This is a genomic window from Microterricola pindariensis, from assembly GCF_002936985.1.
Lineage (GTDB): Bacteria > Actinomycetota > Actinomycetes > Actinomycetales > Microbacteriaceae > Microterricola > Microterricola pindariensis.
The window spans coordinates 86,687-112,859 of record NZ_MPZN01000002.1 but is presented as its reverse complement, the minus strand read 5'-3'; the positions used below and the strand labels follow the sequence as shown (position 1 = coordinate 112,859).

Below are 26,173 nucleotides of genomic sequence, written 5' to 3'. Positions count from 1 at the left end.
ATTATGCCCGGGCCCGTGCGGTGGGGCCTCAGGCCGGCAGGAGCGCAGCGCGGGCGGCGGCCTCCACGGCGTCGGCCACGCGGCTGAGCAGCCCGGAGGCGAGCCGCCACTGCTGCCAGTACAGCGGGATGTCGACGCCGCCGCTCGGGTCGAGGTCGACGAGGGCGCCGGACGCCACGCGCTGCTGCACCTGAAGCGGCGGCAGCATGCCCCAGCCGAGGCCGAGCTCGACGGCTGTGGCGAAGTCGGCGGAGGACGGCACGAAGTGGCTCGGCGGACGCGGGACCGCAGCGGCATCCGCCCCCTGGCCGCGCCGGCGGAACCGCGCCGCCAGGTACCCGTGCTGCAGGTCGTCACGCCGGTCGAAGTTGACCACCGGCGCCTCGGCGAGGGCCGCGAGGCTCACGCCCTGCGGAAACCAGCTGGCGGCAAAGCCGGGCGAGGCCATCGGCCGGTACTGCATCGCGCCGAGCGGGCGCACAGTGCAGCCGGGCACGGGCTCGGCGGCGGAGGTGACGGCCGCCATCACCGTGCCGGCCTCGAGCAGTGCCACCGTGTGGGCCTGATCCTCGCGGTAGAGGTCGAAGCGCACGTGCTCGGTGCGGGAGAGCTGGGCGAGGGCCGGCAGGATCCAGGTGCCGAGCGAGTCGGCGTTGACGGCGAGCGGCACGGTGACCGGCGACTGCGCGCCGCTCTCCACGCCGAGCGTCGCGAGCGTCTCGTGCTCGAGCTGGTCGAACTGGCGCGCCAGGCGCATCACCAGCTCGCCGGAGGCCGTGGCCCTGATCGGCTTCGAGCGCACCAGCAGCACCCGGCCCAGCTGCTGCTCGAGCGCCTTGATGCGCTGGCTCACGGCGGAGGGAGTGACGCTGAGGGCGCGCGCGGCCGCGTCAAAGCTGCCCTCGTCGAGCACGGCCGCGAGGGTGCGCAGGTGATCGGAGTGCAGTTGCATGGGGACAGGCTAGTGCAGCCCCAGATTAGTTCTGCTCATGTCACGTAAAGAAAATGAGCTGGATTGATTCGTGGTGAGCGCCTAGCGTCGGAGCGTGACTCCTTCGCTCGCTCCCCTGTTCGCCGGCATCGGCCTCGGCTTCTCCCTGATCATCGCGATCGGCGCGCAGAACGTGTTCGTGCTGCGCCAGGGCATCCGCCGCGAGCACGTGCTGGCCGTCGTCATCCTCTGCGCGGTCTCCGACGCCGTGCTGATCCTGGTCGGCATCAGCGGGATCGGCGCCCTGCTCGGCCAGCTGCCCTGGCTGCTGCCGGTCGCCCGCTGGGCCGGGGCGCTCTTCCTCGTCGGCTACGGCCTGCTCGCCGCCCGGCGGGCGCTCAAACCGGGCGGGACCGGGCTGCTGGCGGATGCCGCGGGCAGCGCGGGCGAGGCATCCATCGCCGCGGAGGGTGCCGAGCTCACCGCAACCGGGGGCGGGGCCGGCGGGACGCGCAGCGCGACGGCCATCCGCGCCGCACGTACCGCAACGTCGGGCACCAGAACGTCGGGCACCGGCAGGGCGGGCACCCTCGGAGCGGCACTGGCGACGGCGTTCGCGCTCACCTGGCTGAACCCGCACGTCTACCTCGACACCGTGTTCCTGCTCGGCTCCGTCGCGAACGGGCACGGCGACCCCGGCCGCTGGCTGTTCGGCGCCGGCGCCATCATCGCGAGCCTCGTCTGGTTCACCTCACTCGGCTTCGGCGCGCGCTACCTCGGCCGCTGGCTCGGCACCCCCCGCGCCTGGCGCGTGCTCGACGCGGTGATCGCCGTGGTGATGGTCACCCTCGGCGTGCTGCTGGTGCTGCCGCACTAGCCGGCCGGCGTCGCACCCCCTCGCCGGCGCCGCCCTAGCCTGTCGCGGTTGCGTCGGCTCCGGCCGCGTTGATCCTGATCTGCTCGAGCCCGCCGGCCCCGACTCCCCAGGCGTCCAGGATCGCGCCGTAGCTGCCGTCCTCGATCATCCCCTGCAGCGCGAGCTGCACCGCCTCGGCCATGCCGGAGTCCTTCGCGACGGCGAAGCCGTACGGGGCGACGTCGAAGGTCTCCCCGACCGGCTTCAGCTTGCCATTCAGCTTGGAGATGGCGTAGAGCGCGACCGGGGAGTCGGCGCTGAACGCGTCGGCCTGGCCGAGCACGACCGCGTTGATCGCATTGCCCTGGCTGTCGAACAGCATCTTCTCGATCGCCGGTTTGCCCGCGGCGACGCAGGCCGCGCTCTTCTCGGGGATCTCGGTCGTATCCTGGAAGGTCGTCGCCTGCACCGCCACCTTCAGCCCACAGGCATCCTCCGGGTCGACGCTGCTCTCGGCCGGGGCAGCCCACTGCACTCCGGCGTCGTAGTAGTGCACGAAATCGAGCTGCTTCTCGCGCTCGACGGTGTCGGTGAAGGACGACGCCCCGATGTCGAACTTGCCGCCGCGGACGGAGGGGACGATGTTGTCGAAGCTCGCGTCGTGCACCACGGAGTCCAGGCCGAGCGCCGCGGCGAGACCCCGGGCGAGCTCCAGGTCCCAGCCGACCGCCTCGCCATCACTGTTCTTGAACTCGTTGGGCGCGTAGTTGGGCGCGGTGCCGATCGTGAGCACGCCGGAGCCGGCGACATCCGCCGGCAACAGCGCGGCCGCCTCCTCGTTCATCGTGACGGTGGCCACCCGGGCGTCCGCGCCCGTCATCTCGGGCAGCGAGTTGTCGACGCAGCCGGTGAGCAGCAGTGCGGCGACGGACAGCGGCGGGAGGACATAGCGGGCGCGCATGGGAAATCCTTAAATCGAGTACGTCAGAAGAGCCTCAGTCCTCGCCAGCGGCGAGATCACGCTGAAGCTCGGAACGTCGTACTAGACAGACGACTATGGCCCCATGCGGGCGCCCCTCCGATGGGTGCCCTTCGAGTCTAGGCGAGTCGCGCTGGGAGAAGCTGTGACCGCCAGACGGCGCCCGGCGGCATCCACCGATCGGTGGATGCCGAATCAGCCGATCCACCACTGGTGCGGTCGCCGGGAGGCGAGCAGGCTGGGTTCATGACAACACGCAATGCAACACCCAACGACCCGGTGGTGCGGGTGCGCGGTCTGGAGAAGCGCTACGGCGACCTTGCCGCCGTCGACGGAGTGAGCTTCGACATCGAGCGCGGCGAGACCTTCGCCCTGCTCGGGCCGAACGGCGCAGGCAAGTCGACGACGATCGAGATCCTCGAGGGCTACCGCACCCGCAGCGGCGGCGACGTCAGCGTGCTCGGCATCGACCCCACCCGCGGCGGCCTCGACTGGAAGTCGCGGCTCGGCATCGTGCTGCAGTCGACCGGCGAGACCGGCAACGCCACCGTGGTCGAGCAGTTGCGCCACTTCGCCGGCTTCTACCCGAACCCGCGCAGCGTCGACGAGGTGATCGCCGCCGTTGGCCTGCAGGCCAAGGCGAAGACCCGCATCAGCAAGCTGAGCGGCGGGCAGCGCCGCCGCGTCGATGTCGCCCTCGGCATCATCGGCCGGCCGGAGCTGCTCTTCCTCGACGAGCCGACGACCGGCTTCGACCCGGAGTCGCGCCGAGACTTCTGGACGCTGATCCGGCAGCTCAAAGCAGAGGGGACGAGCATCCTGCTCACCACCCACTACCTCGACGAGGCCGCCCAGCTGAGTGACCGGGCCGGTGTCATCGCCGGCGGCACGCTGATTGAGATCGGCGCCATCGACGAGATCGGCGGGGCGGATGCCCGGGTGCCGGTTGTCCGCTGGCGCGACGCCTCCGGGGCCCCGCGCTCCGTGCAGAGCGAGCACCCGGCCGCCACTGTGGCCGCCATCACCGCAGAGCTCGGCGGCGAGCCGCGCGAACTCGAGGTGATTCGGCCGAGCCTCGAAGACATCTACCTCGGGCTGGTCAAGGCGCACGACGCCGCCAGCACGGGCGGAGCCGCCGCGGCATCCGCCACCCCCAGCACCGCAACCAGCCAGGAGGTTCGCTCATGAGCACCGTCACCGCAGAGCGGCCCACCATCGCCCGCCCCGGAGTCGTCGCGCTCGGCATCAGCCGCATCGGCTACGAGGTGCGCAGCTACTTCCGCTCGCCGGACGCCGTCTTCTTCACCTTCCTCTTCCCGGTGATCATGCTCGGCATTTTCACCTCGGCGTTCAGCGCCTCCGGCAACATCGGCACCGCGCCAGACGGCACGGGCGGCATCAGCGTCGGCGCCTACTACCTGCCCGGCATGATCGCGGCCGGCATGCTGCTCTCCGGCGTGCAGAACCTCGCCGTCGACATCGCCGGCGAGAAGAGCGACGGCACGCTGAAGCGCCTCGGCGGCACGCCGCTCTCCCCCACCGCGTACTTCATCGGCAAGATCGGCCAGACCCTGGTCACCGGCACGCTGCAGGTGGGCCTGCTGCTGGCGGTCGCCGTGTTCGCCTTCGGCATCGCCCTGCCGACCGAGCCCGCCGCCTGGGGCACCTTCGCCTGGGTGTTCCTGCTCGGAATCATCACCTCCGCCCTGCTCGGCATCGCTCTCTCGGCGGTGCCCCGCTCGGGCAGGAGCGCCACCGCCGTGGTGATCCCGATCGTGCTCGTCCTGCAGTTCATCTCCGGCGTCTACCTGCAGTTCAACCAGCTGCCGGAGTGGATGCAGAACGTGGCCAGCCTGTTCCCGCTCAAGTGGATGGCGCAGGGCATGCGCGCCGTGTTCCTGCCGGAGAGCTTCGAGGCGCTCGAGCCGAGCGGCGCCTGGGACCTCGGCCTCGTCGCGCTGGTGCTCGTCGGCTGGCTCGTGGTGGGGCTGGTGCTCAGCCGGCTGACGTTCCGCTGGATCCGGCGCGACGCCTGATGCCGCACGCGGCAGCGGTGGGGCGGATGCCGGTGCAACCGGCATCCGCCCCTCTCGGCGCGCTGGCGACACCCACGAGGTGCCAGAGTAGGAGCATGATGACGTCTCGACGGTGGTGGGATGCTGCGATGATCGCGGTCGCGGCGCTGCTCATCGCGGTCACCGTGCTGTGGGACCAGCCCGACGCGGGCGGCGAGTGGGGCGTGTTGGCCGTGCTGGCCGTCGTGCTGCTCTGCTACTTCTCCTGGGGGCGGCGCTACATCGGCGGCGACGGCGCGCTGCCCGGGCTGCTCTACGCCGGGGTGCTGCTCGTGGCGCTCGGCGTCGGGATCGCCTTCGACCCGACCTTCGCGTTCTTGCAGATCATCCTGTTCCCCTCCCTCTGGGTGCTCTCCGGCAGCACGCGGCAGGCCGTTGTGTTGAACGTGCTCACGATCGTGCCGATCACGCTGGGCTACTGGGCCTTCTTCGGCCCGAGCGGAATCCTCACCGGACTCGGCGCCTCGGTGCTCGCCGTCGCGTTCAGCCTCTCGCTCGGCGCTTGGATCACGAGCATCGAGCGCTCCGGCGCCGAGCGGGCCAGGCTGCTCGACGAGCTGATGGCGGTGCAGGGCCAGCTGGCTGCGGCGAACCGCGAGGTCGGCGTCGACAGCGAGCGCGCCCGTCTGGCCCGCGAGATCCACGACACCATCGCTCAGAGCCTGACCGGGCTGGTCATGGTGGCGCAGCGCACGGGCAGCGCGCTGGCCCGGGTGACGGATGCCGACCCTGCCGATGCCTCAGCCGCTGTCTCTGCCTTGGCCGGTGCCCGCGCCGACGTCGAGCTGATGGAGTCGATGGCCAGGGACGCGCTCACCGAGGCCCGCGGCCTGGTCGCCGCGATCGCGCCGGTGCGGGTGGAGTCCACGCTGGCCGAAGCGCTCCACCGGCTGGCGGAGCGCTTCGAGCGGGAGACCGGCGTGCAGGTGCACACCGAGCTGGCCGCACTCGCGCCCGGAGCAGCGGGCGGCGGGGCGTCTGGCGCCCTCGGCGCGGAGCTGGACGTGGTGCTGTTGCGCTGCGCACAGGAGGCGCTCGCCAACGTGCGCAAGCACGCGCGGGCGGGCACGGCATCCGTCGGCATCAGCCGCAGCCCAGAACAGGTCGTGCTGACCGTGGACGATGACGGCGTGGGGCCGAGCCGCTCCCCCGATGCCGGCGCGGGAGGGGGCTTCGGCCTCGCCGGGATGACCGAGCGCCTCGCCCTCGTCGGCGGAACCGTGCGGCTGGAGCAGGCGTCGCCGCGCGGCAGCCGGCTCACCGTCGCCATCCCCCTCGCCCCCACTCCCGACCCCGCTCCCCTCGCCCCTCCCCTCGCCCCTTCCCTCGCCGAGACTGCGCGACTTGTAGTTCGGGGCGAGCTGAACAGCACTTCGCGCAGTCTCGACGGCAAGAAGGGGGAGGTGCAGCGGTGATCCGCGTGCTCGTGGCCGATGACCACCCGATCGTGCGCAGCGGCATCGTCGGGCTACTGCGCGGCGCCGCCGACATCGAGGTGGTCGGCGAGGCGCACGACGGCGCGGAGGCGGTGCGGCTCGCCGCCCAGCTCACGCCCGACCTTGTGCTGATGGACCTGCGGATGCCGGTTCTGGACGGCGTCGCGGCGACCGCGCAGATCATGGGAGCGGGCGACGGTGCACCCCGAGTGCTCATCCTCACCACCTACGACACCGACGAGCTGATCCTCGGCGCGATCGAGGCCGGCGCCGGCGGCTACCTGTTGAAGGCCGCCCCGCAGGAGGAGATCCTGGCCGGGGTGCGGGCCGTCGCAGCCGGGGAGACCGTGCTGGCCCCGTCGATCGCCGCGAAGCTGGTGCAGCGGGTGCGGGCGGATGCCGCCGGCGGGGGCGCTGCGGCATCCGCGGGCCCGGCACTGTCGCCGCGCGAGCTCGAGGTGCTGCGCCTGGTCGCGGCCGGGCGCAGCAACCCGCGCATCGCTTCGGAGCTGTTCATCGGCGAGGCCACCGTGAAGACCCACCTGCTGCACGTGTTCGAGAAGCTCGAGGTGGGTGACCGCACGCGTGCCGTCACCCGCGCGATGGAGCTGGGGCTGCTGTAGCGCGCGGCTCCCATGCCCCGCGTCGACTCGGGCCGGAGGGCGTCAGCGGGGGTTGGCTTCGGTCGCAAGCTCCCTCGAGCCAACGGGAATAGGGGCTCCCTCGAGCCAACGGGGAAAAGGGGTCCCTCGAGCCAACGGGAAAGGGAGGACTCCCTCGAGCCAACGGGACGACAGGCGCAACGAGCGGGAGCGGGCGGAACAGGCGTCCGGCGGCGGGCGGCGCGGGCTAGAGGAGCTTGCGGGCCGTGGCCCACGCCGTGAGCTCGTGCCGGCTGGAGAGCTGCAGCTTGCGCAGCACCGCCGAGACGTGGGTCTCGACCGTCTTCGGCGAGATGAACAGCTCGCTGGCGACCTCCTTGTAGGCGTAGCCGCGGGCGATCAGCCGCATCACCTCCTGCTCGCGCACCGAGAGCCGGTCGAGCTCCTCATCGGTGGAGGCCACCTCGCCGCTGACCACGCCGAAGGCGTCGAGCACGAAGCCGGCCAGCCGGGGCGAGAACACGGCGTCCCCGCCGGCGACGGCGTGCACGGCGCGGCTCACGTCGATCCCGGAGCTGCCCTTGGTGATGTAGCCGCGCGCCCCGGCGCGGATGACGCCCACGACGTCCTCGGCGGAGTCCGAGACGCTGAGCGCGAGGAAGCGGGTGCCCGGAACCAACGGGGCCGCCTGCCCGATCACCGCGGCACCGCCGCTCGGCGCCGCCGCCACGGCTGTCGCCGCATCCGCCGCCACCGCGCCGTCCGGCAGGTGCACGTCGAGCAGCACCACGTCGGGCGCGGTCGCGGTGACCACGCGCACGGCGGACTCCACGTCCTGCGCCTCGCCGACGACCTCGATCGAGGCGTCCAGATCCGCCTTGAGGCCGGAGCGGAAGATCGAGTGGTCGTCCACGATCACCACCCGCACGCTGCGTTCAGCCACCTGTTGTTGCCCCATTCTGTGTCGTCTGCTCGGCGGATGCCGCCGGCTTGGCGCCGTTCGTGAGCGGGGCGCCGAAGCGCAGCCGCACCTCGGTGCCTGTTCCGCCCGCGCCGACGCCCACCGTGGCGCTGCCGCCCGCGCGGCGCATGCGGCCGATGATCGATTCGCGCACGCCGAGCCGGTCGGCCGCGACATCCGCCACCGCGAAGCCCGGCCCGCGGTCGCGCACGAACACCTCGACCGCGTGCGCGGTGCCCTCGATGTAGACCGAGACCTCGCCGCCGGCGTGCCTGGCTGCGTTGAGCATGGCCTCCCGGGCGGCCGCCGCGATCTCGCCGCTGGCCCGCTCGCCGGACTCGCCGACGACCACGACGTCCACCCGCACCGGGTAGTCGAGTTCGAGGGCGGCTGCCCAATCGCGCAGGTCGGTGGCCAGGTCGCTGTCGGCCGGGGCATCCGCCTCGAACAGCCAACTGCGCAGCTCCCGTTCCTGGGCGCGGGCGATGCGGGCGACCTCGCTGGAGGCCCCGGCCCGGTTCTGGATGAGGGCGAGGGTCTGCAGCACCGAGTCGTGCAGGTGCGCGGCGATCTCGCTGCGCTGCTCCTCGCGCACGCGGCGGGTGCGCTCGGCGCCGAGCTCGCGCCACAGGCGCAGCAGCACCGGGGCGAACACCAGCGCGATGCCGAGCAGCAAGAGCAGGGCGTAGACGATCGCGTAGATGCTGCGCTGGGCGGCGAACGGCCCGAACAGCACCGAGATCACGAGCACCCCGAGCACGACGGTGACCGCCGTGCGCACGAGTTTCTCGGTGCGCCGGCCGCGCTCCGGGTCGATGCGGTCGACGAAGGTGACCCAGAAGCTGGCGGCGACGGCCAGGGCGATCGCGGCGAGCAGCGGCGGCGCGACCTCCGCGAACGGCCACGCCTCGTAGTAGTAGTTGTTGCGCCCGAGGTACAGGGCGAGCCCTGCGGCGAGCGCGGAGAGCACGACCAGCCCCCAGCCGACGGGCGCGCTGCGCGTGACGGTGTCGGACTCGCTCGTCGCCACCTCGAAGGGCATGAACGCCCAGAACCAGAAGTAGAGGAGGATGCCCAGGCCGGAGAACAGGGCGAGCACCACGAAGATCGCCCGCACCACGCCCACCGGCCAGCCGAGGTGGGTGGCCAGCCCGGCCGACACCCCTGTCGCCATGCACGAACGCGGCCGAGAGAGGCGGGGGCGCGGCGGCGGGGCGACCGAGGGTGCGGCCGACGGTGCGGCGGCCGGCGGGCGCGCAGAAACGGCACCCGGCTCGGGCGCGTGCGCACCCTGCACGTTCGTCGACATAGAAGCATCCAAACAGAGATGGGCGTCCTTCGCTGACGCCCGGGCCCGATCTCAGGGTGCGTTCAGGGATTCACCCCATAGCGAGCGGATGCCGGCAGGCGGCACGATCGATACATGACCACCGAACACCCACCCGTTGCACCGCGCTCCGAGGCTGACTCCGACGCCGCGGCACCGGCCCCCGCAGCTGGGCCCGGCCCCGCCACCGGCACGCCCAGTCAGCCCGGCACGTCCGGCACGTCCGGCCACGCTCACCAGCCGGGCTCCGCACAGCAGCCGACTGACGAGTTCGGTGGCGCCCCGCACGGCTTCTTCGCCTGGCTGCGCGGGCTCGGCCTGCAGCGCCAGCCCGGCTGGATCGGCGGTGTCTGCATGGGCATCGCCGCACGGATCGGCATCGACCCGATCATCGTGCGCGGCATCTTCCTCGTGCTGGCGCTCTTCGCCCCGCCCGTGATCATCTTCTACGGAGTCGCCTGGTTGCTGCTGCCGGACACGGACGGCCGCATCCAGATGCAGCGCCTGCTGCGCGGCGACCCGCAGCCGGCGCTCGCCGGCATCGCGATCCTGATCTTCGTCGGCCTGGCCCTGCCGCTCTCCTCGGCGGCCCAACTGCTCACCGGCCTCAACGTCTTCTCGCTCGGCGGCGCCTTCTTCTGGGGATGGCCGGGCTCCTCCGCCATCGGCGTGCTCTTCAACCTCGCGCTGCTCGCCGGCGTCGGCGCCTTCGTGTTCTGGCTCGTGCGACGCAACAAGAAAGACTCTCGGAGCGGGGGTGCTGCGTCTGCCTCGCGAACGGCTTCCGCGAGCCCCACCGCCGCTCCGAGCACCAACGGCGGCGGCGTCGGGTCGGGGGACCCTGACGCCGCCGCTGGCCCGACCGGCCACCCGGCCGCCCACCTCGCCGCCCGCCAGGCCGCCCGCGAGGCCGCCCACCCGTCCACGGCGCCTGCCGTCGCGGACACCCTGCCACCGACGGGTGAGCCCGTCACCCCCGGTGCTGGGGCCTCGGTCGACGAGATGGCCGCGTGGAAGCTGCAGCACGAGGCCTGGCGCACCGCGCGCGAGCGGTTCAACAAGGAGCAGTCCGACGCCAACCGCGCCGCCCGCGCCCAGTGGGCCGCCGAGAACAAGGCCCGCTCCCTGCAGTTCGCCGCGGAGGCCGGCGAGCACCGCCGTGCCCGCAAGCGGGAGCGCCCGCGCGCCAGCGCCGCCGCCGTGTTCTTCACGCTCGGCCTGGCCCTCGTCGCCGGTGCAGGCAGCGCCATCGCCGCCCTGGCCAGCCCCGCGAACGCCGACTACGCCGCCACGATCGGCGTGCTGGTCGCGGCGCTCGTGGCCGCCATCGCAATGGTGGTGGCCGGTGCGATGCGCCGGCGCAGCGGCTTCCTCGCCTTCATCGCCATGCTCTTGCTGCTCATCGGCGTCGGCACCGCCATGCTGCCGCGGCAGACGCAACTCCTGGCCCCGTGGTCGTGGGTGAACAACACCCAACAGCTCGGGACAATGACGCAGCCGTGGGGCGACCTCGTCGTCTGGGTTCACAACCAGTCGAACGACGCGGCGGCCGCACCCCGCAACTTGGTGTTGACCAAGGCGACCGGGGATGTGCACATCTACGTCGACAAGGACAGCTCCCTGGTGTTGCGCGCCGAGCTGGAGCCGGGCCGGAGGGTCCACGTCCTGCAGCAGTCGTACGACACCGGCGACGTCGTCGATGCCCCGACGCCCCGCCCCAACGCGGGCGGCGACTACACCGTGCGGGTCGGCAGCTTCGCTGGCGGCCCCGTCGCCGATCTGACGCTCGACGCCACCCTGACGAGCGGTTCCATCTTCATCACCGAGTACACGGACTGAGGCCAGCACGATGACCACGAACAAGAAGCCGACGGCCGAGCAGCAGGTGGCGGCGGATGCCGTGACCCAGGTGATCAACGCCGACGTGACCAGCCCCGACCTGACTAGCACCGAGGTGATCGTCGCCGAGGTGATCGGTGACGCCGAGACCGCGACATTGACCACCCCGCTGTTCACGACCCCGCTCGCCGAGAACCGCGGCGACGCGGACACCGTGATTGCCGGGCCGGATGCCGCGTGGGCGGCCCCCGGGCAGCACGACGCCCCCGGCGCCGCTGCGGAGCAGCGCCCCATCGCCGGGCCGCGCATCCGTTGGGCGGCCATCGTGTGGGGGCTGCTGTTCGCGGCGATCGCCGCCGGCACGCTCCTCACACTGCTGAGCCCCGAGCGCCGCGACGCCTTCGCCGCCTGGGCCGTCTCGCTCTCCCCCACGACGGTGACGCTCTACGGGCTGCTGGCCGTCGGCGCGCTTGTGCTCGTCCTCGGCCTGGTCGGACTGCTGCGCCGCGCACAGCGCCGCCTCGCCCGGTCGTAGCGCCCGACGGGCCGCGCCGGCCGCACGAGCGCACGCGCGCCCGAGCGCGGCTACTCGGCGGCGGCGGTGATGCCGGCCTCCGTCGCGCCGGTGCGCGCCGTGCCGGCATCCGCCCGGGCGTCGCCCGTGGAGCTGCCGCCGCGTTTGGCCACACGCCGGCGCTTGTTCTCGGCAGCCTCCTCGGCGGCCAGCGCCGCGAGGGCCTCGGCCGTCGCGGACTGGCCGGAGGGGCGCGCCTTCTTCTTCTTCTTTTTCTTCAGCGGCTTGGGCTCGGCGGTGGCGTCGTCGAGCATGCCCAGCCAGGCATCGCGGCCGAGGGCGTGCACCACTTTGCTCAGCGTCGTCAGGGTCGACCCCTTGCCCTTCTCGAGGCTGCGCAGCGCCGTCAGGCCGACGCCGGCCCGGTCGGCCAACTCGCGCTGGGAGTAGTCGCGTTTGATGCGGAGCTCCCGCACGACGAGGCCGAGATCTCGCTCGACACGATCGACATCGAAGTCAATCATCGCAAATCCGGCGCTTGATGCACTAGCATGTAGTCAAGTGTCGCATATGCGACCCTTATTTCAGCCGGTGGTGGGGAAAACTCACCGCATCGCACAGATCGTTGCCCGTCGGAACCTCGCACGGGCAACCCGCTTTTGTATCTGCGCACAGAAAGGATTTCTCTCATGATCGTTCAACTTATCGCCGCAGGCCTGTTTGTGATCGCCGCATCAACCATCACGTGGGCAATGCTCGCTCTGCGCAAGTCGCAGAGCCGACGCTCGGCCGCGGCCTAAACCACTCGGTTCCTAGAGCTCGAGGCCGACGAGCACCGGCTCGGGGTGCAAAATCACGCCGAACTCTGACTGCACCCGGCCCTGCACGTAGCGGGCCAGCTGGGCGACCTCGTCGGCGCTCGCGCCACCGGTGTTGGTGATCGCGAGCGTGTGCTTGCTCGAGATGGCGGCGCGGGAGCCCGGCAGCCTGAAACCGCGCCGGATGCCGGCGTGCTCGATGAGCCACGCGGCCGAGAGCTTCACGAGCGTCTCCGCCGATGCAGCCGCGGCGGCATCCACCGTCGAGGCGGCGAGATCGGCCTGGTGCGCGAGGAACTCGTCGAGCGGGCTGCCGGCGACGGTCGTGCCGAGCGGAACGACCACGTCGGCGGCGGCCGGAACCAGCGGCCAGCGCGGGGCCTCTGCCGGGAGGGCGCGGGCGAAGTTCTCGCGCACGATCGGGTTCGTGAAGAACGAGCCGGCGCTGGCGGTGTCGCGGTCTGCGGGGTCGAGCACCATGCCCTTGGACGCGCGCAGCGCCAGCACGGCGTCGCGCATCGCCTGCACGCTCACCCGGTCGCCCAGCTGCACGCCGAGCGCCGACGCCAGCTGCGCGTAGGCGACCGGCTGGCCGAGGGCCTCGCCGAGGACGGCCTGCGCGCCGGCGGTGTCGTGCAGGTCGAGTTCGACCGTGAGCACGATCCCCTCGCGGCCCTGCTTGAGCACGGAGGTGCGGTAGCCGAGCTCGAGCTCCGCGGCCGGGATGCGGCTGACCTCGCCGCTCAGGTAGTCGAGGAACTCGATCGCGACGAGGCTGGAGGAGAGCTCCTGGCCGTAGGCGCCGATGTTCTGCACCGGGGCGGCCCCGGTCGATCCCGGAATGCCGGAGAGCGCCTCGATGCCGGACCAGCCGCGCTCCACCGCGTAGGCGACGAGATCGTCCCACGGCTCGCCGGCCTGCACGCGCACGCGCACGCGGCCGGGTGCGTCGGCATCCGTCGGCAGCACCTCGATGCCGCGGGTGGCCACCCGCAGCACGGTGCCCTCGAAGGGCTCGTCGGCGGCGACGGTGTTCGAGCCGCCGGCCAGAACCAGCCACTCGCCGCCGTCGGACCACACGTCCAGCGCGGCGTCGATCAGCTCGCGCTGGGTGCTGGCGGTGATCATGCGCTCAGGGACCCCGCCGACCTGCATGGTCGTGAGGGCGGAGAGCGCGACGCCGGCGTCGTTCATGCCGTGAGCGTCGTTCATGCCGAGAGCAGGACGCGCGCCTGGGCCTTGCCGAGCACGGTCGCGCCGTCGAAGCTGACGGTGAGGTCGATGCGGGCGATGCCGGCGTCCGGCTCCAGCGCGCCCACCTTGGCGAGCACGGTCACCTCGGCGCCGGTGGCCGGGTCGACCGGCACCGGGCGGGTGAACTTCACCTGGTAGTCGACGACGCGGGCCGGGTCGCCTGCCCAGTCGACGACGGGCTGCACGGCGAGGCCCATCGTGAGCATGCCGTGGGCGAGCACGCCGGGCAGGCCGACGGATGCCGCCACGTCATCGCGGTAGTGGATCGGGTTGAAGTCGCCGGACGCGCCGGCGTAGCGCACGAGCGAGTCGCGGCTGAGGGCGTAGCTGCGCTCGGCGACGACGTCGCCGACGGCGAGCTCGGAGAGGACGGGAAGAGCCGCGCTGGTCGAGCTTGTCGCTGCGTCGGTTGCTGGTGTTCCGGGCATTATGCGTCGTCTCCTCTGACCACGAGCGTGGAGATGGCCGTGACGACGTGCTCGCCGGCCGCGTCGGTGATGGTGGACTCCGCCGTCACCATCGCGTGCGGGCCGAGCGTCTTGACGCTGGCGACGCGGAGGGTGGCGGTGAGCTCGTCGCCGGCCACGATCGGGCGGCTGTAGCTGAAGCGCTGGTCGCCGTGCACGACGCGGCTGAAGTCGATGCCGGCATCCGGCTCGGCCAGCAGCTGAGCGAGGGTGCGCTCCTGCACCACGACGGCGAAAGTCGGCGGGGCGACGATGTCGGCGTGGCCGGCGGCGCGGGCCGCCTCCGGGTCGAGGTTGATCGGGTTGGTGGCGAAGACGGCGCGGGCGAACTCGCGCACCTTCTCACGGCCGACCAGGTAGGGCGCGATGGGCGGGAAGATCCGGCCCTGCAATTCGGGGTTCACAGACACGAGACCAGTCTAGGCAACCCAGCTGGAAGGCTGCGCAGCCGGCGGCCCCGGCATCCGCTCGGGAGGCAGAAACGAGAATGGGAGGCCAGAATCCGTGGATTCTGGCCTCCCATTCGACCGTTCGCCTCCCGCGCGTGCGCACGGGAGGCGAACGGATGCCGCGATGCGCCTAGTCGGCGGCCGCCCGGGAGAGCGTCTCGCCGCGGAAGAAGGCCGGCCGCTTGCGCGACTCGATGATCATGATGATGGCGCCGCCGACCAGCACGACCATGCCGAGGATGAACACCAGGCCGACGCCGCCGACGTTCGAGCCCGATCCGTAGTCCGGGTCCATGCTGTCGATGAGCGTCGCCACGAAGATCACGGCCAGGATGATGCCGCCGACGAGCGGGGCCAGCAGGGTGAAGAAGAACTCCCGCACGCTGTTGGTCCACTGCTTCCGGAAGTACCAGACGCAGGCGAAGGCGGTGATGCCGTAGTAGAAGCAGATCATCATGCCGAGGGCGGTGATGGTGTCCCAGAGCACGTTCTCGCTGATGAAGCGCATCACCGCATAGAACACGCTCGCGGTTACCGCGGAGACGATCGTGGCGTAGCCGGGGGTGAAGAAGCGCGGGCTCACCTTGGCGAACTTCGGCGACAGCGCGCCGTAGTGCCCCATCGCCAGCAGGGTGCGGGCGGGCGAGACGAACGTGGACTGCAGGCTCGACGCCGAGCTGGTGAGCACGGCGAGGGAGACCAGCACCGCGAGCGGTCCGAGGATCGGGCCGGCCAGGTGGAAGAACACGTTGTCCTGGATGTCGGGGTTGCCGAGGCCGAACTCCCCATCGCTGACGCCGGCGAAGGCGATCAGCGACACCGCGATGAGCAGGTACAGGATCACGATCAGGAACACCGTGATGGTGGCGGCCCGGCCGGGCGTCTTCTCGGAGCCGCGGGTCTCCTCGTTCATGGTGAGTGTGACATCCCAGCCCCAGAAGATGAAGATCGACAGCGAGATGCCGGCCGCGAAGGCCGAGAAGGAGCTGACGGCGAAGGGGTTGAACCAGGACGCCTCGATCGCGGTTGCATCGAAGGCGTTGCCGTTGGCGACCTGCCAGAGCGCTGCGCCGGAGAAGATCAGCAGCACCAGAACCTGGAAGCCGACCAGCCAGTACTGCAGCTTCTGCGTCGTCTGCATGTCGCGATACGAGATCCAGGTCGCCCCGAGCATGAACAGCAGACAGGTCACCACGTTGATGAACGGGTTCGTCGCCAGCGACGCGATGTCCGGGTTGCCGGCGATCTGCGAGATCAGCAGGAACAGGAAGTCCACCGCGATGCCGGCCAGGTTGGAGAGCACGAGGATGGTGGCCGCGATGAGGCCCCAGCCGGCCATCCAACCGATCCACGGGCCGAAGGCCCGCGTCGCCCAGGTGAAGGAGGTTCCCGAGTCCGGCATCCGCCGGTTCAGCTCGCGGTAGCCGAGGGCCACCAGCAGCATGGGGATGAATCCGACGAGGATGACGGCGGGCACCTGCACGCCCACCTCGGACACGGTCGGGCCGAGGGCGGCCGTCAGCGTGTACGCGGGGGCGATGCAGGAGATGCCGATGACGACGGCCCCGACGAGGCCGACGGAGCCTGCGCTGAGGCCCTTCTTGGAGATGCCGGTGTCGATGGTTGCAGCGGACTCAGCCGCTGCAGCGACGTCCTTGGCGCTGTCGTTGTTCATGTGGGCTACTCCCCAACCGTTGTGGTGGCGGCATCCCGTGGCACGACGACCATGGGTACCGAAAGTTCGTGCAGCATTTTCGCTGCGGTGGACCCGAGGAAGAGCCGGCGCGGCTGCGCGAGCCGGCTGGAGCCGACGAGCACGATGTCGTCGTCATCCCAGTCGACGCGGGTGACGGCCTCTTCGATGCTCTGGCCGGATGCCACCTCCGTGGTGACCTCGGCGTCCTTGTTGAGGGTGGCCAGGGCCTGCTTCGCGGCGGCGTCGGCGTGTGCCGCGCCGACCCGGAGCACCTCGGGATCGTCGTGCCCGCCGGGCAGGTCGACGCCGACGAGGGAGATCAGGCGGAGCGGGACATTGCCGCTGGCGGCGAGCTTGATGCTCTCCTCCAGCAGCGCCTGCGCGCCAACGCGGGTGCCGATGGCGCACGTGATGCGGGTGAGCGGGCGCTCCATGCCGCCGTTGCGCGTGCCCTCCGGAGCCAGCGCGACGGGCACGTGTGAGACGTGCAGCAGCGAGCTCGCCACGCTTCCGATGGTGAACCGGCCGAGCAGACCGTGCCGGGCGGCGCCGACGACGATCATCTCGCTGCCGAGGGTCTCGGCGGTCTCGAGCAGGCCGTCGGCGAAGGAGTGCGCGTAGACCAGGTGCGTCTGCGCCGCGACATCCGCCGGCACCAATGCCCGGGCCTCGCGCAGCCATCCGGCGGCGAGCTGGGACAGGTGACGCTCGTAGCCCGCGTCGGTCGGAACGACCGTCGGGCGTTCCTCGCTGTGCAGCACGAGGACGATGTCAATGCCCGTTCCCCGGCTGCGGGCCAGGCGGACGCCGAGGGCGAGGGCATCCTCGCCCGCCGGCGTGGCGGTGTAGCCGACGAGCAGGCTCATGATCAGCCCTTGAGCTCTGCGGCGATGGCCGCCGCGGTCTCGCGGCCGACGCGGATCGCGCCGTCGACGTGCTGGTAACCGGCTCCGGCGAAGTCACTGCAGGAGAAGGAGATCGGGCCGACCGGCGTGCGCTGGTCGGCGCCGTAGCGGGAGAGGCCGCCCATGTCGAAGCTGGCCGCGTATGCACCGCGGGTCCACTCCTCGCTGCCCCAGTCGCTCTCGTAGTAGAACACCGGGTTCTTGGCCTGCTCACCGTAGTAGTGCGAGAGCGACTCGAGAATGCGGGCCTTGCGCTCCTCGGCGCTCAGCTCGAAGACGCCGTCGGCGTTGCGGTCGGAGACGAAGCCGACCAGGGTGCCGAACGGGTCGTCGTGGTTGGTGTTGTCGTAGGCCTCGTGCGAGAGCTCGTACGGGCTGAACGCGGTGCCGGAGAGGCCGGCCTCGCGCCAGAACGGCGTCTCGTAGACGGCGTGCACCTTGATGACGAAGCCCATCGAGAGGTGCTGGTGCAGCTGGTGCTGGTGGCGCGGCAGCGGCGGCTCGTAGGAGATGCGGCTGAACAGCACCGGCGGCACGGCGAGGATGGCCCGCTTGGCGTGCACCTCCAGGCCGCTGGCCGTGATTGCCACGACGCCGTCGTCGCTCCAGCGCAGGGTGCGCACCGGCTGGCCGAGGTGCACGTCGTCGCCGAGGCGCTCGGCGAGGGCGATCGAGACGCCCTGCATGCCGCCGACGACGCGCTTGTCGAGGATGAAGTCGGCGTCGACGAGGTGGGTGAAGCTGCCGGCGGATGCCGCCATCAGCAGTGCCTGCAGGAACGAGAACGCGTGGTCCGGCTTGGTGATCATCGCCGCGCCGATGTACAGCGAGATGTTGTCGCGCGCCTCCTGGTCGGCCGTCGCCTCCTCGAGCCAGTGCTTGAAGGTGATCGAGTCGTACTCCTCGGCGCGCGGGTGCGCCCACGGCTTGTCGGCGTCGATCTCGGCGACGACGACGTCAAGCTCGTCGATGAGGCGGATCAGCTCGGCCTCGGTCTCCGGCTTGACGGGGAAGATGTCGCCGGTGAACAGGCGCTTCTCGCCGTCCTTGTCGATGTAGACGTTCTCGCCCTCGCGGTAGCGGGAGTACGTCTCCAGGCCGAGCTCGGCGAGGGTGTCGAGCAGCGCGTCCTGGTCGGGCGAGACCCACTGGCCGCCGATCTCGATCATGTGGCCATCGAAGTGGTCGGTCCAGGTGCGGCCGCCCACACGGTCGCGGGCCTCGAGAACGGCCACCGTGAGGCCGGCCTTGGTGAGTTCGTTGGCTGCGGTGAGGCCCGAGGGGCCTGCTCCGATGATGACGACATCACGTTCAATGGCGGTCATTGTTGCTCCTTGCTGTTCAACTGCGTTGTTCGAACCGTCGACGCTGACGGGAGTGTGGTGCGTGGTGTTCGGGGGTTAGGAGGCGGGGATCAGAGTGTACTTGGTGGAGAGGTACTCGTGGATGCCCTCGAGGCCGCCCTCGCGCCCGAGACCGGACTGCTTGACGCCGCCGAAGGGTGCCGCGGCGTTGGAGACAAGGCCAGTGTTGAGCCCCATCATGCCGGTGTCAAGCTTTTCGATCATTCGGTGGCCGCGGGCCAGCTCCTCGGTGAACACGTAGCTGATCAGGCCGTACTCGGTGGAGTTGGCCAGGCGCACGGCCTCGTCCTCCGTGGAGAAGGTCACGATGCCGACGACCGGGCCGAAGATCTCCTCGCGCAGGATGTCGCTGCCGGGCTGCACGTCGGCGAGGACGGTCGGCTCGTAGAACGATCCGGCACCCTCCGGGCGCTTGCCGCCGGCGAGCAGCTCTGCGCCACGCTCGATGGCGTCCTGCACGAGGGCGTCGGTGTCGGAGACGGCCTTCTCGCTCACGAGCGGGCCGATGTTCACCCCGTCCTCGGTGCCGCGGCCCAGGGTGAGCCCGCGCACGCGCTCGGCGACGCGGGCGGCGAACTCGCTCGCGATGGACTCGTGCACGATGAAGCGGTTGGCCGCGGTGCAGGCCTGGCCGATGTTGCGGAACTTCGCCAGCATGGCGCCCTCGACGGCCTTGTCCAGGTCGGCGTCCTCGAACACCACGAACGGGGCGTTGCCGCCGAGCTCCATCGAGGTGCGCAGCACGCCCTGGGCCGCCTCGCGGATGAGCGCCTGGCCGACGCCGGTCGAGCCGGTGAAGCTGAGCTTGCGCAGCCGCGGGTCGGCGATGATCGGGCTGGAGACGGCGCCGGAGGTGGAGGTGGTGATGACGTTGACGACACCGGCCGGGACGCCGGCATCCTCGAGCAGCTGTGCGAAGAAGAGCGTGGTCAGCGGGGTGAGCGTGGCCGGCTTGATGACGACCGTGCAGCCGGCGGCCAGCGCCGGGGCGATCTTGCGGGTGGCCATGGCGAGCGGGAAGTTCCACGGGGTGATCAGGAAGCAGGGGCCGACCGGGCGCTGCGAGATGACCATGTGGCCGGTGCCCTCGGGGTTCTGGCCGTAGCGGCCGCTGATGCGCGGGGCCTCCTCGCTGAACCAGCGCAGGAACTCGCCACCGTAGGCGACCTCTCCACGGGCCTCGGCGATCGGCTTGCCCATCTCCATGGTCATCAGCAGCGCGAACTCCTCCTTGCGCTCCTGCAGCAGGTCGAAGGCGCGGCGCAGGATCTCACCGCGCGCACGCGGAGCGGTGGCGGCCCAGGCGTCCTGGGCCGCGACGGCCGCGTCCAAGGCCCGGATGCCGTCGGCGGCGTCCGCGTTGGCAATCGTCTTGATGACCTCGCCGGTGGCCGGGTCGGTCACGTCGATCGGCGCGCCGGCGCCGTCCTGCCAGGTGCCGTTGATGTACAGGCCGCTGGGGACGCGAGCGAGCAGGTCGGCCTCGTGCGGGGCCAGGGTGGCGGTTGCTGCGGTCATGCTGTTGCTCCGATCGAATGGTGCTGTGTGTCAGATGGTTCAGGGGAAGGGTGAGCCCGCCGAAGCCACGCCCGCTGGTCGACTAGCGAGGAATGAGCGTATCGAGACCTCGCCCCCGGGGGTCTCGATACGGCCCTGGCGGGCCTACTCGACCAACGGGTTTGAGGCTGGCGGGCCTACTCGACCAACGGGTTTGAGGCGGGCTGGCCTACTCGACCAACGGGTTTGGCCGGGCCGCCCAGTGCGCGGGACGGGACGTAACCGGGGGGCCGCGCAACCGGCAGAAGTGCGGCGCCCCCGGAGGCAGGGGCCGCTAGTTGGCGGCGAGCGCGTCGAGGACGACCTGCAGGCCCTCGCGCAGCAGCTCGTCGCCGATGGCGAGCGGGGGCAGGAAGCGGATGACGTTGCCGTAGGTTCCGCAGGTGAGCACGATCACGCCGAGGGCGTGGGTGGCCGTCGCGACCCGGGCGGTGAGGGCGGCGTCGGGCTCGCCCGTCGCGGCATCCACCAGCTCGATGGCCATCATGGCGCCGAGGCCGCGCACCTCGCCGATGCGGGCGTCGGTGGCCTGTGCGGCGCCGAACACCTCGCGGACGATTGCGCCGATCTCTGCAGCGCGCTCGAGGAGGCCGTCCTCTTCGTAGGTCTCGATGGTGGCGAGGGCCGCGGCGCAGGCGAGCGGGTTTCCGCCGTAGGTGCCGCCGAGGCCGCCGATCTGCGGGGCGTCCATGATCTCGGCGCGACCGGTGACGGCCGAGAGCGGCAGGCCGCCCGCGATGCCCTTGGCGGTGACGACGAGGTCGGGCACGATGCCGAACTGCTCGCTGGCGAACATGGTGCCGGTGCGGGCGAAGCCGGTCTGCACCTCGTCGGCGATGAAGACGACGCCGTTGGCGGTGCACCAGTCGACGATGGCGTTCATGAAGCCGTCGGCGGGGACGATGAAGCCGCCCTCACCCTGGATGGGCTCGATCATGACGGCGGCGAGGTTGCCCGCGCCGACCTGCTTCTCGATCTGGGTGATGGTGAGCTTGGCCGCCTCGGCACCGCTCAGGCCGCCGTCGCGCAGCGGGTAGCTCGTGGGCACCCGGTAGACCTCGGGTGCGAAGGGGCCGAAGCCGTTCTTGTACGGCTGGTTCTTGGCGGTGAGCGCCATGGTGAGGTTGGTGCGGCCGTGGTAGGCGTGGTCGAAGACGACGACGCCCTGCTTGCCGGTGTAGTGGCGGGCGATCTTGACGGCATTCTCCACGGCCTCTGCGCCGGAGTTGAAGAGTGCGCTGCGCTTCTCGTGGTCGCCGGGGGTGAGCCGGTTGAGGGCCTCGGCGACCTCGACGTAGGAGTCGTAGGGCGCAACGGTGAAGCAGGTGTGGGTGAACTGCTCGAGCTGCGCGGCCACGGCGGCGACAACCCGGGGGGCGCTGTTGCCCACGCCGGTGACGGCGATGCCACTGCCGAGGTCGATGAGCGAGTTGCCGTCGACGTCAACGAGCACGCCGCCGCCGGCGGCAACGGTGAACACGGGAATGGTCGAGCCGACCGAGGCCGAGACTGCCTGCGCCTTGCGGGCGAGGAGCTCCTGGGACTTCGGTCCAGGAATAGCGGTGACGAGCGTGCGCTGCTGTGGCAGTGACGGCCCGCCCACGGGCGCTGCGGTGGTGGAGACGGTAACCGCTGATTCGGTGAGTGTCATTGCTACTCCTGAGATGTTCGTGCGGCTCGTGGCCGCAGTGCCGATGCGCCATCGTAAGCTCCGGGCGCAGCGCGGCGGCACCGCCGGGACGTATAGTTGGGGCACACAATTTCGCCACACTGTATAGGCGATCTCGGACCGACGGATGACGATGCTCCCCACCCTGCGCAGCCTGACCACCAACCGCGAGCTCGCCCTGCAGCTGCTGACCCCGGAGGAGGCCCTGCCGGCCGGTGCGTTGGACGCCCCGATCGCGTGGGTGCACAGCTCCGACCTCGCCGACCCGACCCCGTTCCTCTCCCCCGGGCAGGTGCTGTTGACCACGGGCACCCAGTTCGGCGAGCAGGACGGCGACGAGCTGATCGGCGCCTACGTGGAGCGCCTGAGCGCGGCGGGCATCAACGGGCTCGGCTTCGGCACCGAGGTCGTGCGCGCAGGCACCCCCGACGCCCTCGTCGAGGCCTGCCGGCTGGCGGGCCTGCCGGCGTTCGAGGTGCCCTACCGAACCCCGTTCATCGCCGTGGCCCGCGCCGCCGCCGACATGGCCGCCGAGGAGCGCTTCGCCCGGCGCACCTGGACGCTCGCGGCCCACCGCGCCATCGCGCTGGCCGCGCTGCGCCCGGACGGGCTGAGCGCCTCGCTGCACGAGCTCTCGCTCCAGCTCGACCGCTGGGTGGCGCTGTTCGACGCGAACGGCGGGCTCGACCGGGTGTTCCCCGCCGAGGCCGCCGCCGCGGCATCCGCGGCAGAGGACGAGGCGACCCGGCTGCTCCGGCGCGGCAACCGGGCCAGCAGCAGCCTGGCGGCCGGCGGGGAGACCGTCTCGCTGCAGACGCTCGGCCGCCGGGACCGGCTGCGCGGGGTGCTCGCCATCGGCGGCAGCAGCGAGCTCGACGCGGCCGGCAACGAGGTTGTCACCGCCGTGATCGCGCTGGCCGGGCTCTCGCTCGAGCAGGGCCACACGCTGGACCGGGCCCAGAGCAGCCTGCGCTCGGCGGTGCTGGCCGCGTGGCGACGGGGGGACGTGGAGTTGGCCCAGAGCGTGAGCCGGGAGATGTGGGGCGAGCTGCCGGAGAGCCCCGTGTGCATCGCCCTGCTCGACGCCCCGGCCGAGAAGCTGCACTCCGTCACCGAGTATCTGGAGGCGCGGGTGGCCGAGCGGCCGGGCGCCCTCTTCTTCGCCGCGGATCCGTCTGCCGGCGAGGACCGGATCGCCCTGGTGCTGGGCCGGAGGTCCCTGCCCCTGCTCGACGCGGTGGCCGCGAACTTCGCCGTGCACATCGGCGTCAGCGAGCCCCGCGGAGCGTCGGAGCTGGCCGGCGGACTCACCCAGGCCGAGCAGGCCTTGGCCCGCGCGCAGGACGGTGGGCCGGGGGTGAGCGCCTTCAGCGAGCTCGCCCAGGAGGGGGTGCTGGCCTACCTGAGCACGACGGATGCCCGCGAGATCGGCCGCGCGACGCTGCAACCGCTGCGCGCACACGACGAGGCCGCCGGCAGCGAACTGCTGCACACGCTGCGGGTCTGGCTGGAGCAGAACGGCCAGTTCGATGCGAGCGCCGGCCTGCTCGGCGTGCACCGGCACACGGTGCGCGCGCGGGTCGGGCTGGCCGAGCGGCTGCTCGGGCGCGATCTCAGCACGTTCCGGGGCCGCGCCGAGATCTGGGCCGCGCTGCTCGTGGCCGGCGACGAGCCGTCGGCCTAGCCGGCGGGCTGCCCGCGGTTACGAGGCGGGCAGGCCGCCCGGTGCCGCCCGCGCGGCGGCGGCCGCTTCGGCTGCGGATTCGGCGACGGCAGCTTCGGCACGCGCGCGGTACTCTGCGGCATCCGTTCGCCGTTCGTCGCTCGAGGTGGCGGAGACGGTGCGGAGGAAGACGATGATCCAGCTGAAGATGAGCACGGCCGCCACCAGCTCAACCGCCGTCAGGTTGTAGTAGCCGGTCGCGAACAGGACGGCCGTGAAGACGATCACGGCGAGGAACAGGTAGCCGAGCGACATGAACGTCTTTGGCAGCTGCGGCAGGAACCGGGGCAGGCCGGCGACGAGCACGGCGAAGGCGACCACCATGCCCGTCGCCACCGTGTTGTGGATGAGGAAGAAGTCGTCGACGTGGAAGATGCCGACGCAGGCGAGCGCGATGCCCATGACGACGAGGCCCCAACGCACGAATCGCACGCCGCGCGGGATCGCCTCGCCCTCGCGGATCAGGCCGGCCGTTGCATAGCGCGCAATCGTGGTGAGGATGACGCCGGCCACAATCAGGGTGAGATTGAACGCCATGGCAGACACGTCATCCGTGATGCCCAGCGCGCTCAGGTTCATCCTCCACCAGTCGGGGTCGTTCGAGGTGAGCATGGCGGTGAGCGAGCCGACGACGAGGAACACCAGCAGCACCCCGGAGAGGCGCATGGCGTTCATGCCCGCAGCCGAGAGGTAGCTGAAGTAGGCGCTGACGGCGGCCGCGGCGCCGGAGAGGATGAGCGCCGGGATGGTGAACACCTCGGCACCCTGGAAGCTCTTCTCCAGCAAGTCGGCGATGCCCGTCCACATCAGCAGGAAGATCACGCCGTGGGCGAGCGCGAGTGCGGCCACGTCGAGGAAGCGCGGCGCACGATGGGTGGTGAACCCGACGAGGGGGCCGTCGACGCCGGTGATCACCGCGGGGCCCGCGCCGTCGTGGTGGTGCGCCGAGAGCACGCGACCGCCGACGAATGCGGCGAGCGCGACGGCCGCGCTCGCGATCGCGACGTACTCGCCCAGTGATCCGGGGCCAGCGATGTCCACCGGCTGCAGGCCCAGGACCGGCCACGCCAGCAGCGCGGCGATGAGGAAGGCGATGGCGCCAGCGGCGAGCGCGAGCGATTCGGTCGTGGCCTCTTTGGCGGCGAGCCTCACCCGCAGCTCATGCAGCTGGGCCAGTGCGCTCATCGGGGTCCCCCATGCCGCGCACCGTGCTCCGGGCGGCTCTCGTCCGGTGCGGCAACGCAGACTGTGAAATCATCATGGCGCAGCCAACTGCCCAGTGTCGAGAGGTCGCACCATGCCTGCCGCAACACCCGCCCCCGTCGTTCTCGCCCTCGCCGCGGCGCTCGGCTCCTCGGTCGTGACGGATGCCTCGATCCTCCGCGACGCGCAGGCCGACAAGTCGGGGCACCGCTCGGCGGCGCCGCCGCTGGCCGTCGTCACCGCCCGCACCGTCGCGGAGGTGCAGCAGACGCTCCGCATCGCGAGCGCCCACGGCACCCCCGTCGTGACCCGCGGGGCCGGCACCGGCCTGGCCGGCGGCGCGATCGGTTCCGCCGGCGAGATCGTGCTGTCGACGCTGGCGATGGACCGGCTGCTCGAGGTGAACGCCGCGGACGAGCTCGCCGTCGTCGAGCCCGGCATCATCAACGCGGCCCTGAACGAGCAGCTGGCCCCGCACGGGCTCTGGTTCACCCCCGACCCGGCCAGCCGCGCGATCTCCACCGTCGGCGGCAACATCGCCACCAACGCGGGAGGGCTGCTCTGCGCCAAGTACGGCGTCACCCGCGACTCGGTGCTCGGCCTCAGGGTCGTCCTGGCCGACGGGCGCCTGCTCGAGCTCGGCCACCGCAGCGTCAAGGGGGTGACCGGCCTCGACCTGACCGCTCTCATGGTCGGCTCGGAGGGCACGCTCGGCGTGATCGTCGAGGCGACAGTGCGGCTGCGCCGCCTGGTGCCCGGCGTCACGCCGACGATCGGGGCGTACTTCGCCGATGTGCGCGCGGCGGCCGCTGCCGCAGCGGCGGTGACGGCGGCCGGCATCCGCCCGGCCGTGATGGAGCTGGTCGACGCGGCCAGCCTCGACGCGATCGGCGCACTGCTCGGGCTGCCGCTGAGGGAACGGGGCGCCGCCTACCTGCTCGTGCAGACCGACGGCGCGGGGGCAGAGGCGGAGGCCGCCCAGCTGCTGGCGTTGCTCGCGGCGGCGGGCGGCACGGCCGAGTTGACGACGGATGCCGCGGAGGCCGCGCGCCTGCTCGAGGTGCGCCGCGCAATGCACCCGGCGATGGAGCGGCTCGGCACCACCCTGATCGAGGACGTCGCCGTTCCGCGCAGCGCGTTGCCGGCCATGTTCGACGCGATCGCCGCGATCGAGCGGAAGTACGGCATGGTCATCCCGACCATCGCGCACGCCGGCGACGGCAACCTGCACCCGAACTTCGTGTTCGAGGGGCCGGACGTGCCCGAGCACGTCTGGGAGGCGGCCGACGAGATGTTCCAGGCGGCGATCGCGCTCGGCGGCACGCTCACCGGCGAGCATGGCATCGGCCTATTGAAGCGCCGCTGGCTGCGCGGCGAGCTCGGCGACGAGCAGTTCGAGCTGCAGCAGCAGATCAAGCGGGTGTTCGACCCGGCCGGCATCCTGAACCCCGGCAAGGTCTTCTAGGGCGCCCAACCACCCCGTTGGCTCGAGGGAGCACACCCACCCCGTTGGCTCGAGGGAGCCTGCGACCGAAGCCAACAGCCGGG

General features: G+C 71.5%; 23 protein-coding genes. 9 read left to right on the top strand and 14 right to left on the bottom strand.

Annotated elements, in window-relative coordinates; genetic code table 11:
- Nucleotides 1–28 precede the first annotated feature (28 nt).
- Entirely contained in the window at nt 29–952 is a 924-nt protein-coding gene (locus tag GY24_RS01230) for a LysR family transcriptional regulator ArgP (RefSeq protein ID WP_104473991.1), read from the bottom strand.
- A gap of 94 nt (nt 953–1,046) precedes the next feature.
- Here GY24_RS01230 and GY24_RS01225 point away from each other — a divergent pair, with 94 nt between their 5' ends.
- On the top strand, nt 1,047–1,808 hold the full coding sequence (locus tag GY24_RS01225) for a LysE/ArgO family amino acid transporter (protein WP_162842914.1): 762 nt from the start codon (nt 1,047–1,049) through the stop codon (nt 1,806–1,808).
- Nucleotides 1,809–1,842: 34 nt separating this feature from the next.
- Here GY24_RS01225 and GY24_RS01220 read toward each other — a convergent pair whose 3' ends face one another.
- Nucleotides 1,843–2,748, bottom strand: a complete 906-nt coding sequence (locus tag GY24_RS01220) for an ABC transporter substrate-binding protein (protein ID WP_104473990.1) — start codon at nt 2,746–2,748, stop codon at nt 1,843–1,845.
- A 264-nt stretch (nt 2,749–3,012) separates the two neighbouring features.
- On the opposite strand from GY24_RS01220, the gene GY24_RS01215 reads away from it, so the two are divergent.
- The 4 genes from GY24_RS01215 to GY24_RS01200 all read left to right on the top strand — a co-directional run bounded on the left by GY24_RS01215 (nt 3,013) and on the right by GY24_RS01200 (nt 6,900).
- Nucleotides 3,013–3,954: an ABC transporter ATP-binding protein gene (locus GY24_RS01215; RefSeq protein ID WP_104473989.1), complete on the top strand. Its 942-nt coding sequence runs from the start codon at nt 3,013–3,015 to the stop codon at nt 3,952–3,954.
- The gene (locus GY24_RS01210; RefSeq protein WP_104473988.1) at nt 3,951–4,802 is read left to right on the top strand and encodes an ABC transporter permease; all 852 of its coding nucleotides are present in this window, start codon (nt 3,951–3,953) and stop codon (nt 4,800–4,802) included. The genes GY24_RS01215 and GY24_RS01210 overlap by 4 nt, the downstream gene beginning before the upstream one ends.
- 95 nt (nt 4,803–4,897) lie before the next feature.
- Nucleotides 4,898–6,256: a sensor histidine kinase gene (locus GY24_RS01205; protein ID WP_161498655.1), complete on the top strand. Its 1,359-nt coding sequence runs from the start codon at nt 4,898–4,900 to the stop codon at nt 6,254–6,256.
- Complete coding sequence (locus GY24_RS01200; protein WP_104473986.1) at nt 6,253–6,900, top strand: response regulator; 648 nt, start codon at nt 6,253–6,255, stop codon at nt 6,898–6,900. Before GY24_RS01205 ends, GY24_RS01200 begins: the two co-directional genes overlap by 4 nt.
- Nucleotides 6,901–7,126: 226 nt before the next feature.
- On the opposite strand, the gene GY24_RS01195 is transcribed toward GY24_RS01200, so the two are convergent.
- Both GY24_RS01195 and GY24_RS01190 read right to left on the bottom strand, forming a co-directional pair.
- The gene (locus GY24_RS01195) at nt 7,127–7,837 is read right to left on the bottom strand and encodes a LuxR C-terminal-related transcriptional regulator (RefSeq protein WP_083362243.1); all 711 of its coding nucleotides are present in this window, start codon (nt 7,835–7,837) and stop codon (nt 7,127–7,129) included.
- A complete protein-coding gene (locus tag GY24_RS01190) occupies nt 7,815–9,149 on the bottom strand; it encodes an ATP-binding protein (protein WP_104473985.1) in 1,335 nt (444 codons plus the stop codon). The genes GY24_RS01195 and GY24_RS01190 overlap by 23 nt, the downstream gene beginning before the upstream one ends.
- Before the next feature lie 114 nt (nt 9,150–9,263).
- On the opposite strand from GY24_RS01190, the gene GY24_RS17960 reads away from it, so the two are divergent.
- Together GY24_RS17960 and GY24_RS17990 are read left to right on the top strand one after the other, a co-directional pair.
- The gene (locus tag GY24_RS17960) at nt 9,264–11,006 is read left to right on the top strand and encodes a PspC domain-containing protein (RefSeq protein WP_202972895.1); all 1,743 of its coding nucleotides are present in this window, start codon (nt 9,264–9,266) and stop codon (nt 11,004–11,006) included.
- Nucleotides 11,007–11,016: 10 nt separating this feature from the next.
- Nucleotides 11,017–11,541 (top strand): hypothetical protein, encoded by a 525-nt coding sequence (locus GY24_RS17990; protein ID WP_233279130.1) that lies wholly within the window; start codon nt 11,017–11,019, stop codon nt 11,539–11,541.
- 50 nt (nt 11,542–11,591) lie between these two features.
- On the opposite strand, the gene GY24_RS01175 is transcribed toward GY24_RS17990, so the two are convergent.
- The 9 genes from GY24_RS01175 to gabT form a co-directional block, all read right to left on the bottom strand.
- Nucleotides 11,592–12,044: a helix-turn-helix transcriptional regulator gene (locus tag GY24_RS01175; RefSeq protein ID WP_104473984.1), complete on the bottom strand. Its 453-nt coding sequence runs from the start codon at nt 12,042–12,044 to the stop codon at nt 11,592–11,594.
- A 288-nt stretch (nt 12,045–12,332) separates the two neighbouring features.
- A complete protein-coding gene (locus tag GY24_RS01170) occupies nt 12,333–13,550 on the bottom strand; it encodes a UDP-N-acetylmuramate dehydrogenase (RefSeq protein WP_233279129.1) in 1,218 nt (405 codons plus the stop codon).
- A complete protein-coding gene (locus tag GY24_RS01165) occupies nt 13,547–14,020 on the bottom strand; it encodes a MaoC family dehydratase (RefSeq protein WP_104473983.1) in 474 nt (157 codons plus the stop codon). The genes GY24_RS01170 and GY24_RS01165 overlap by 4 nt, the downstream gene beginning before the upstream one ends.
- On the bottom strand, nt 14,020–14,469 hold the full coding sequence (locus GY24_RS01160) for a MaoC family dehydratase N-terminal domain-containing protein (protein WP_104473982.1): 450 nt from the start codon (nt 14,467–14,469) through the stop codon (nt 14,020–14,022). The genes GY24_RS01165 and GY24_RS01160 overlap by 1 nt, the downstream gene beginning before the upstream one ends.
- 169 nt (nt 14,470–14,638) lie before the next feature.
- A complete protein-coding gene (locus GY24_RS01155; protein WP_104473981.1) occupies nt 14,639–16,183 on the bottom strand; it encodes an APC family permease in 1,545 nt (514 codons plus the stop codon).
- Between the two features lie 5 nt (nt 16,184–16,188).
- Nucleotides 16,189–17,070, bottom strand: coding sequence for a universal stress protein (locus GY24_RS01150; RefSeq protein ID WP_104473980.1), 882 nt, complete (start codon nt 17,068–17,070; stop codon nt 16,189–16,191).
- 2 nt (nt 17,071–17,072) lie between these two features.
- Nucleotides 17,073–18,434, bottom strand: coding sequence for a flavin monoamine oxidase family protein (locus tag GY24_RS01145; RefSeq protein ID WP_104473979.1), 1,362 nt, complete (start codon nt 18,432–18,434; stop codon nt 17,073–17,075).
- Between the two features lie 75 nt (nt 18,435–18,509).
- Nucleotides 18,510–19,991: an NAD-dependent succinate-semialdehyde dehydrogenase gene (locus GY24_RS01140; RefSeq protein ID WP_083362252.1), complete on the bottom strand. Its 1,482-nt coding sequence runs from the start codon at nt 19,989–19,991 to the stop codon at nt 18,510–18,512.
- Between the two features lie 313 nt (nt 19,992–20,304).
- Entirely contained in the window at nt 20,305–21,681 is a 1,377-nt protein-coding gene (gabT, locus tag GY24_RS01135; RefSeq protein WP_104473978.1) for a 4-aminobutyrate--2-oxoglutarate transaminase, read from the bottom strand.
- 145 nt (nt 21,682–21,826) lie between these two features.
- Between gabT and GY24_RS01130 the strand changes: the two genes are divergently transcribed.
- Complete coding sequence (locus GY24_RS01130; RefSeq protein ID WP_104473977.1) at nt 21,827–23,383, top strand: PucR family transcriptional regulator; 1,557 nt, start codon at nt 21,827–21,829, stop codon at nt 23,381–23,383.
- Between the two features lie 18 nt (nt 23,384–23,401).
- Here GY24_RS01130 and GY24_RS01125 read toward each other — a convergent pair whose 3' ends face one another.
- The gene (locus tag GY24_RS01125; protein ID WP_104473976.1) at nt 23,402–24,607 is read right to left on the bottom strand and encodes a DUF998 domain-containing protein; all 1,206 of its coding nucleotides are present in this window, start codon (nt 24,605–24,607) and stop codon (nt 23,402–23,404) included.
- A 112-nt stretch (nt 24,608–24,719) separates the two neighbouring features.
- Here GY24_RS01125 and GY24_RS01120 point away from each other — a divergent pair, with 112 nt between their 5' ends.
- Nucleotides 24,720–26,090 carry an FAD-binding oxidoreductase gene (locus GY24_RS01120; RefSeq protein ID WP_104473975.1) on the top strand — a complete coding sequence of 457 codons (1,371 nt, stop codon included), beginning with the start codon at nt 24,720–24,722 and terminating at the stop codon, nt 26,088–26,090.
- Nucleotides 26,091–26,173 lie beyond the last annotated feature (83 nt).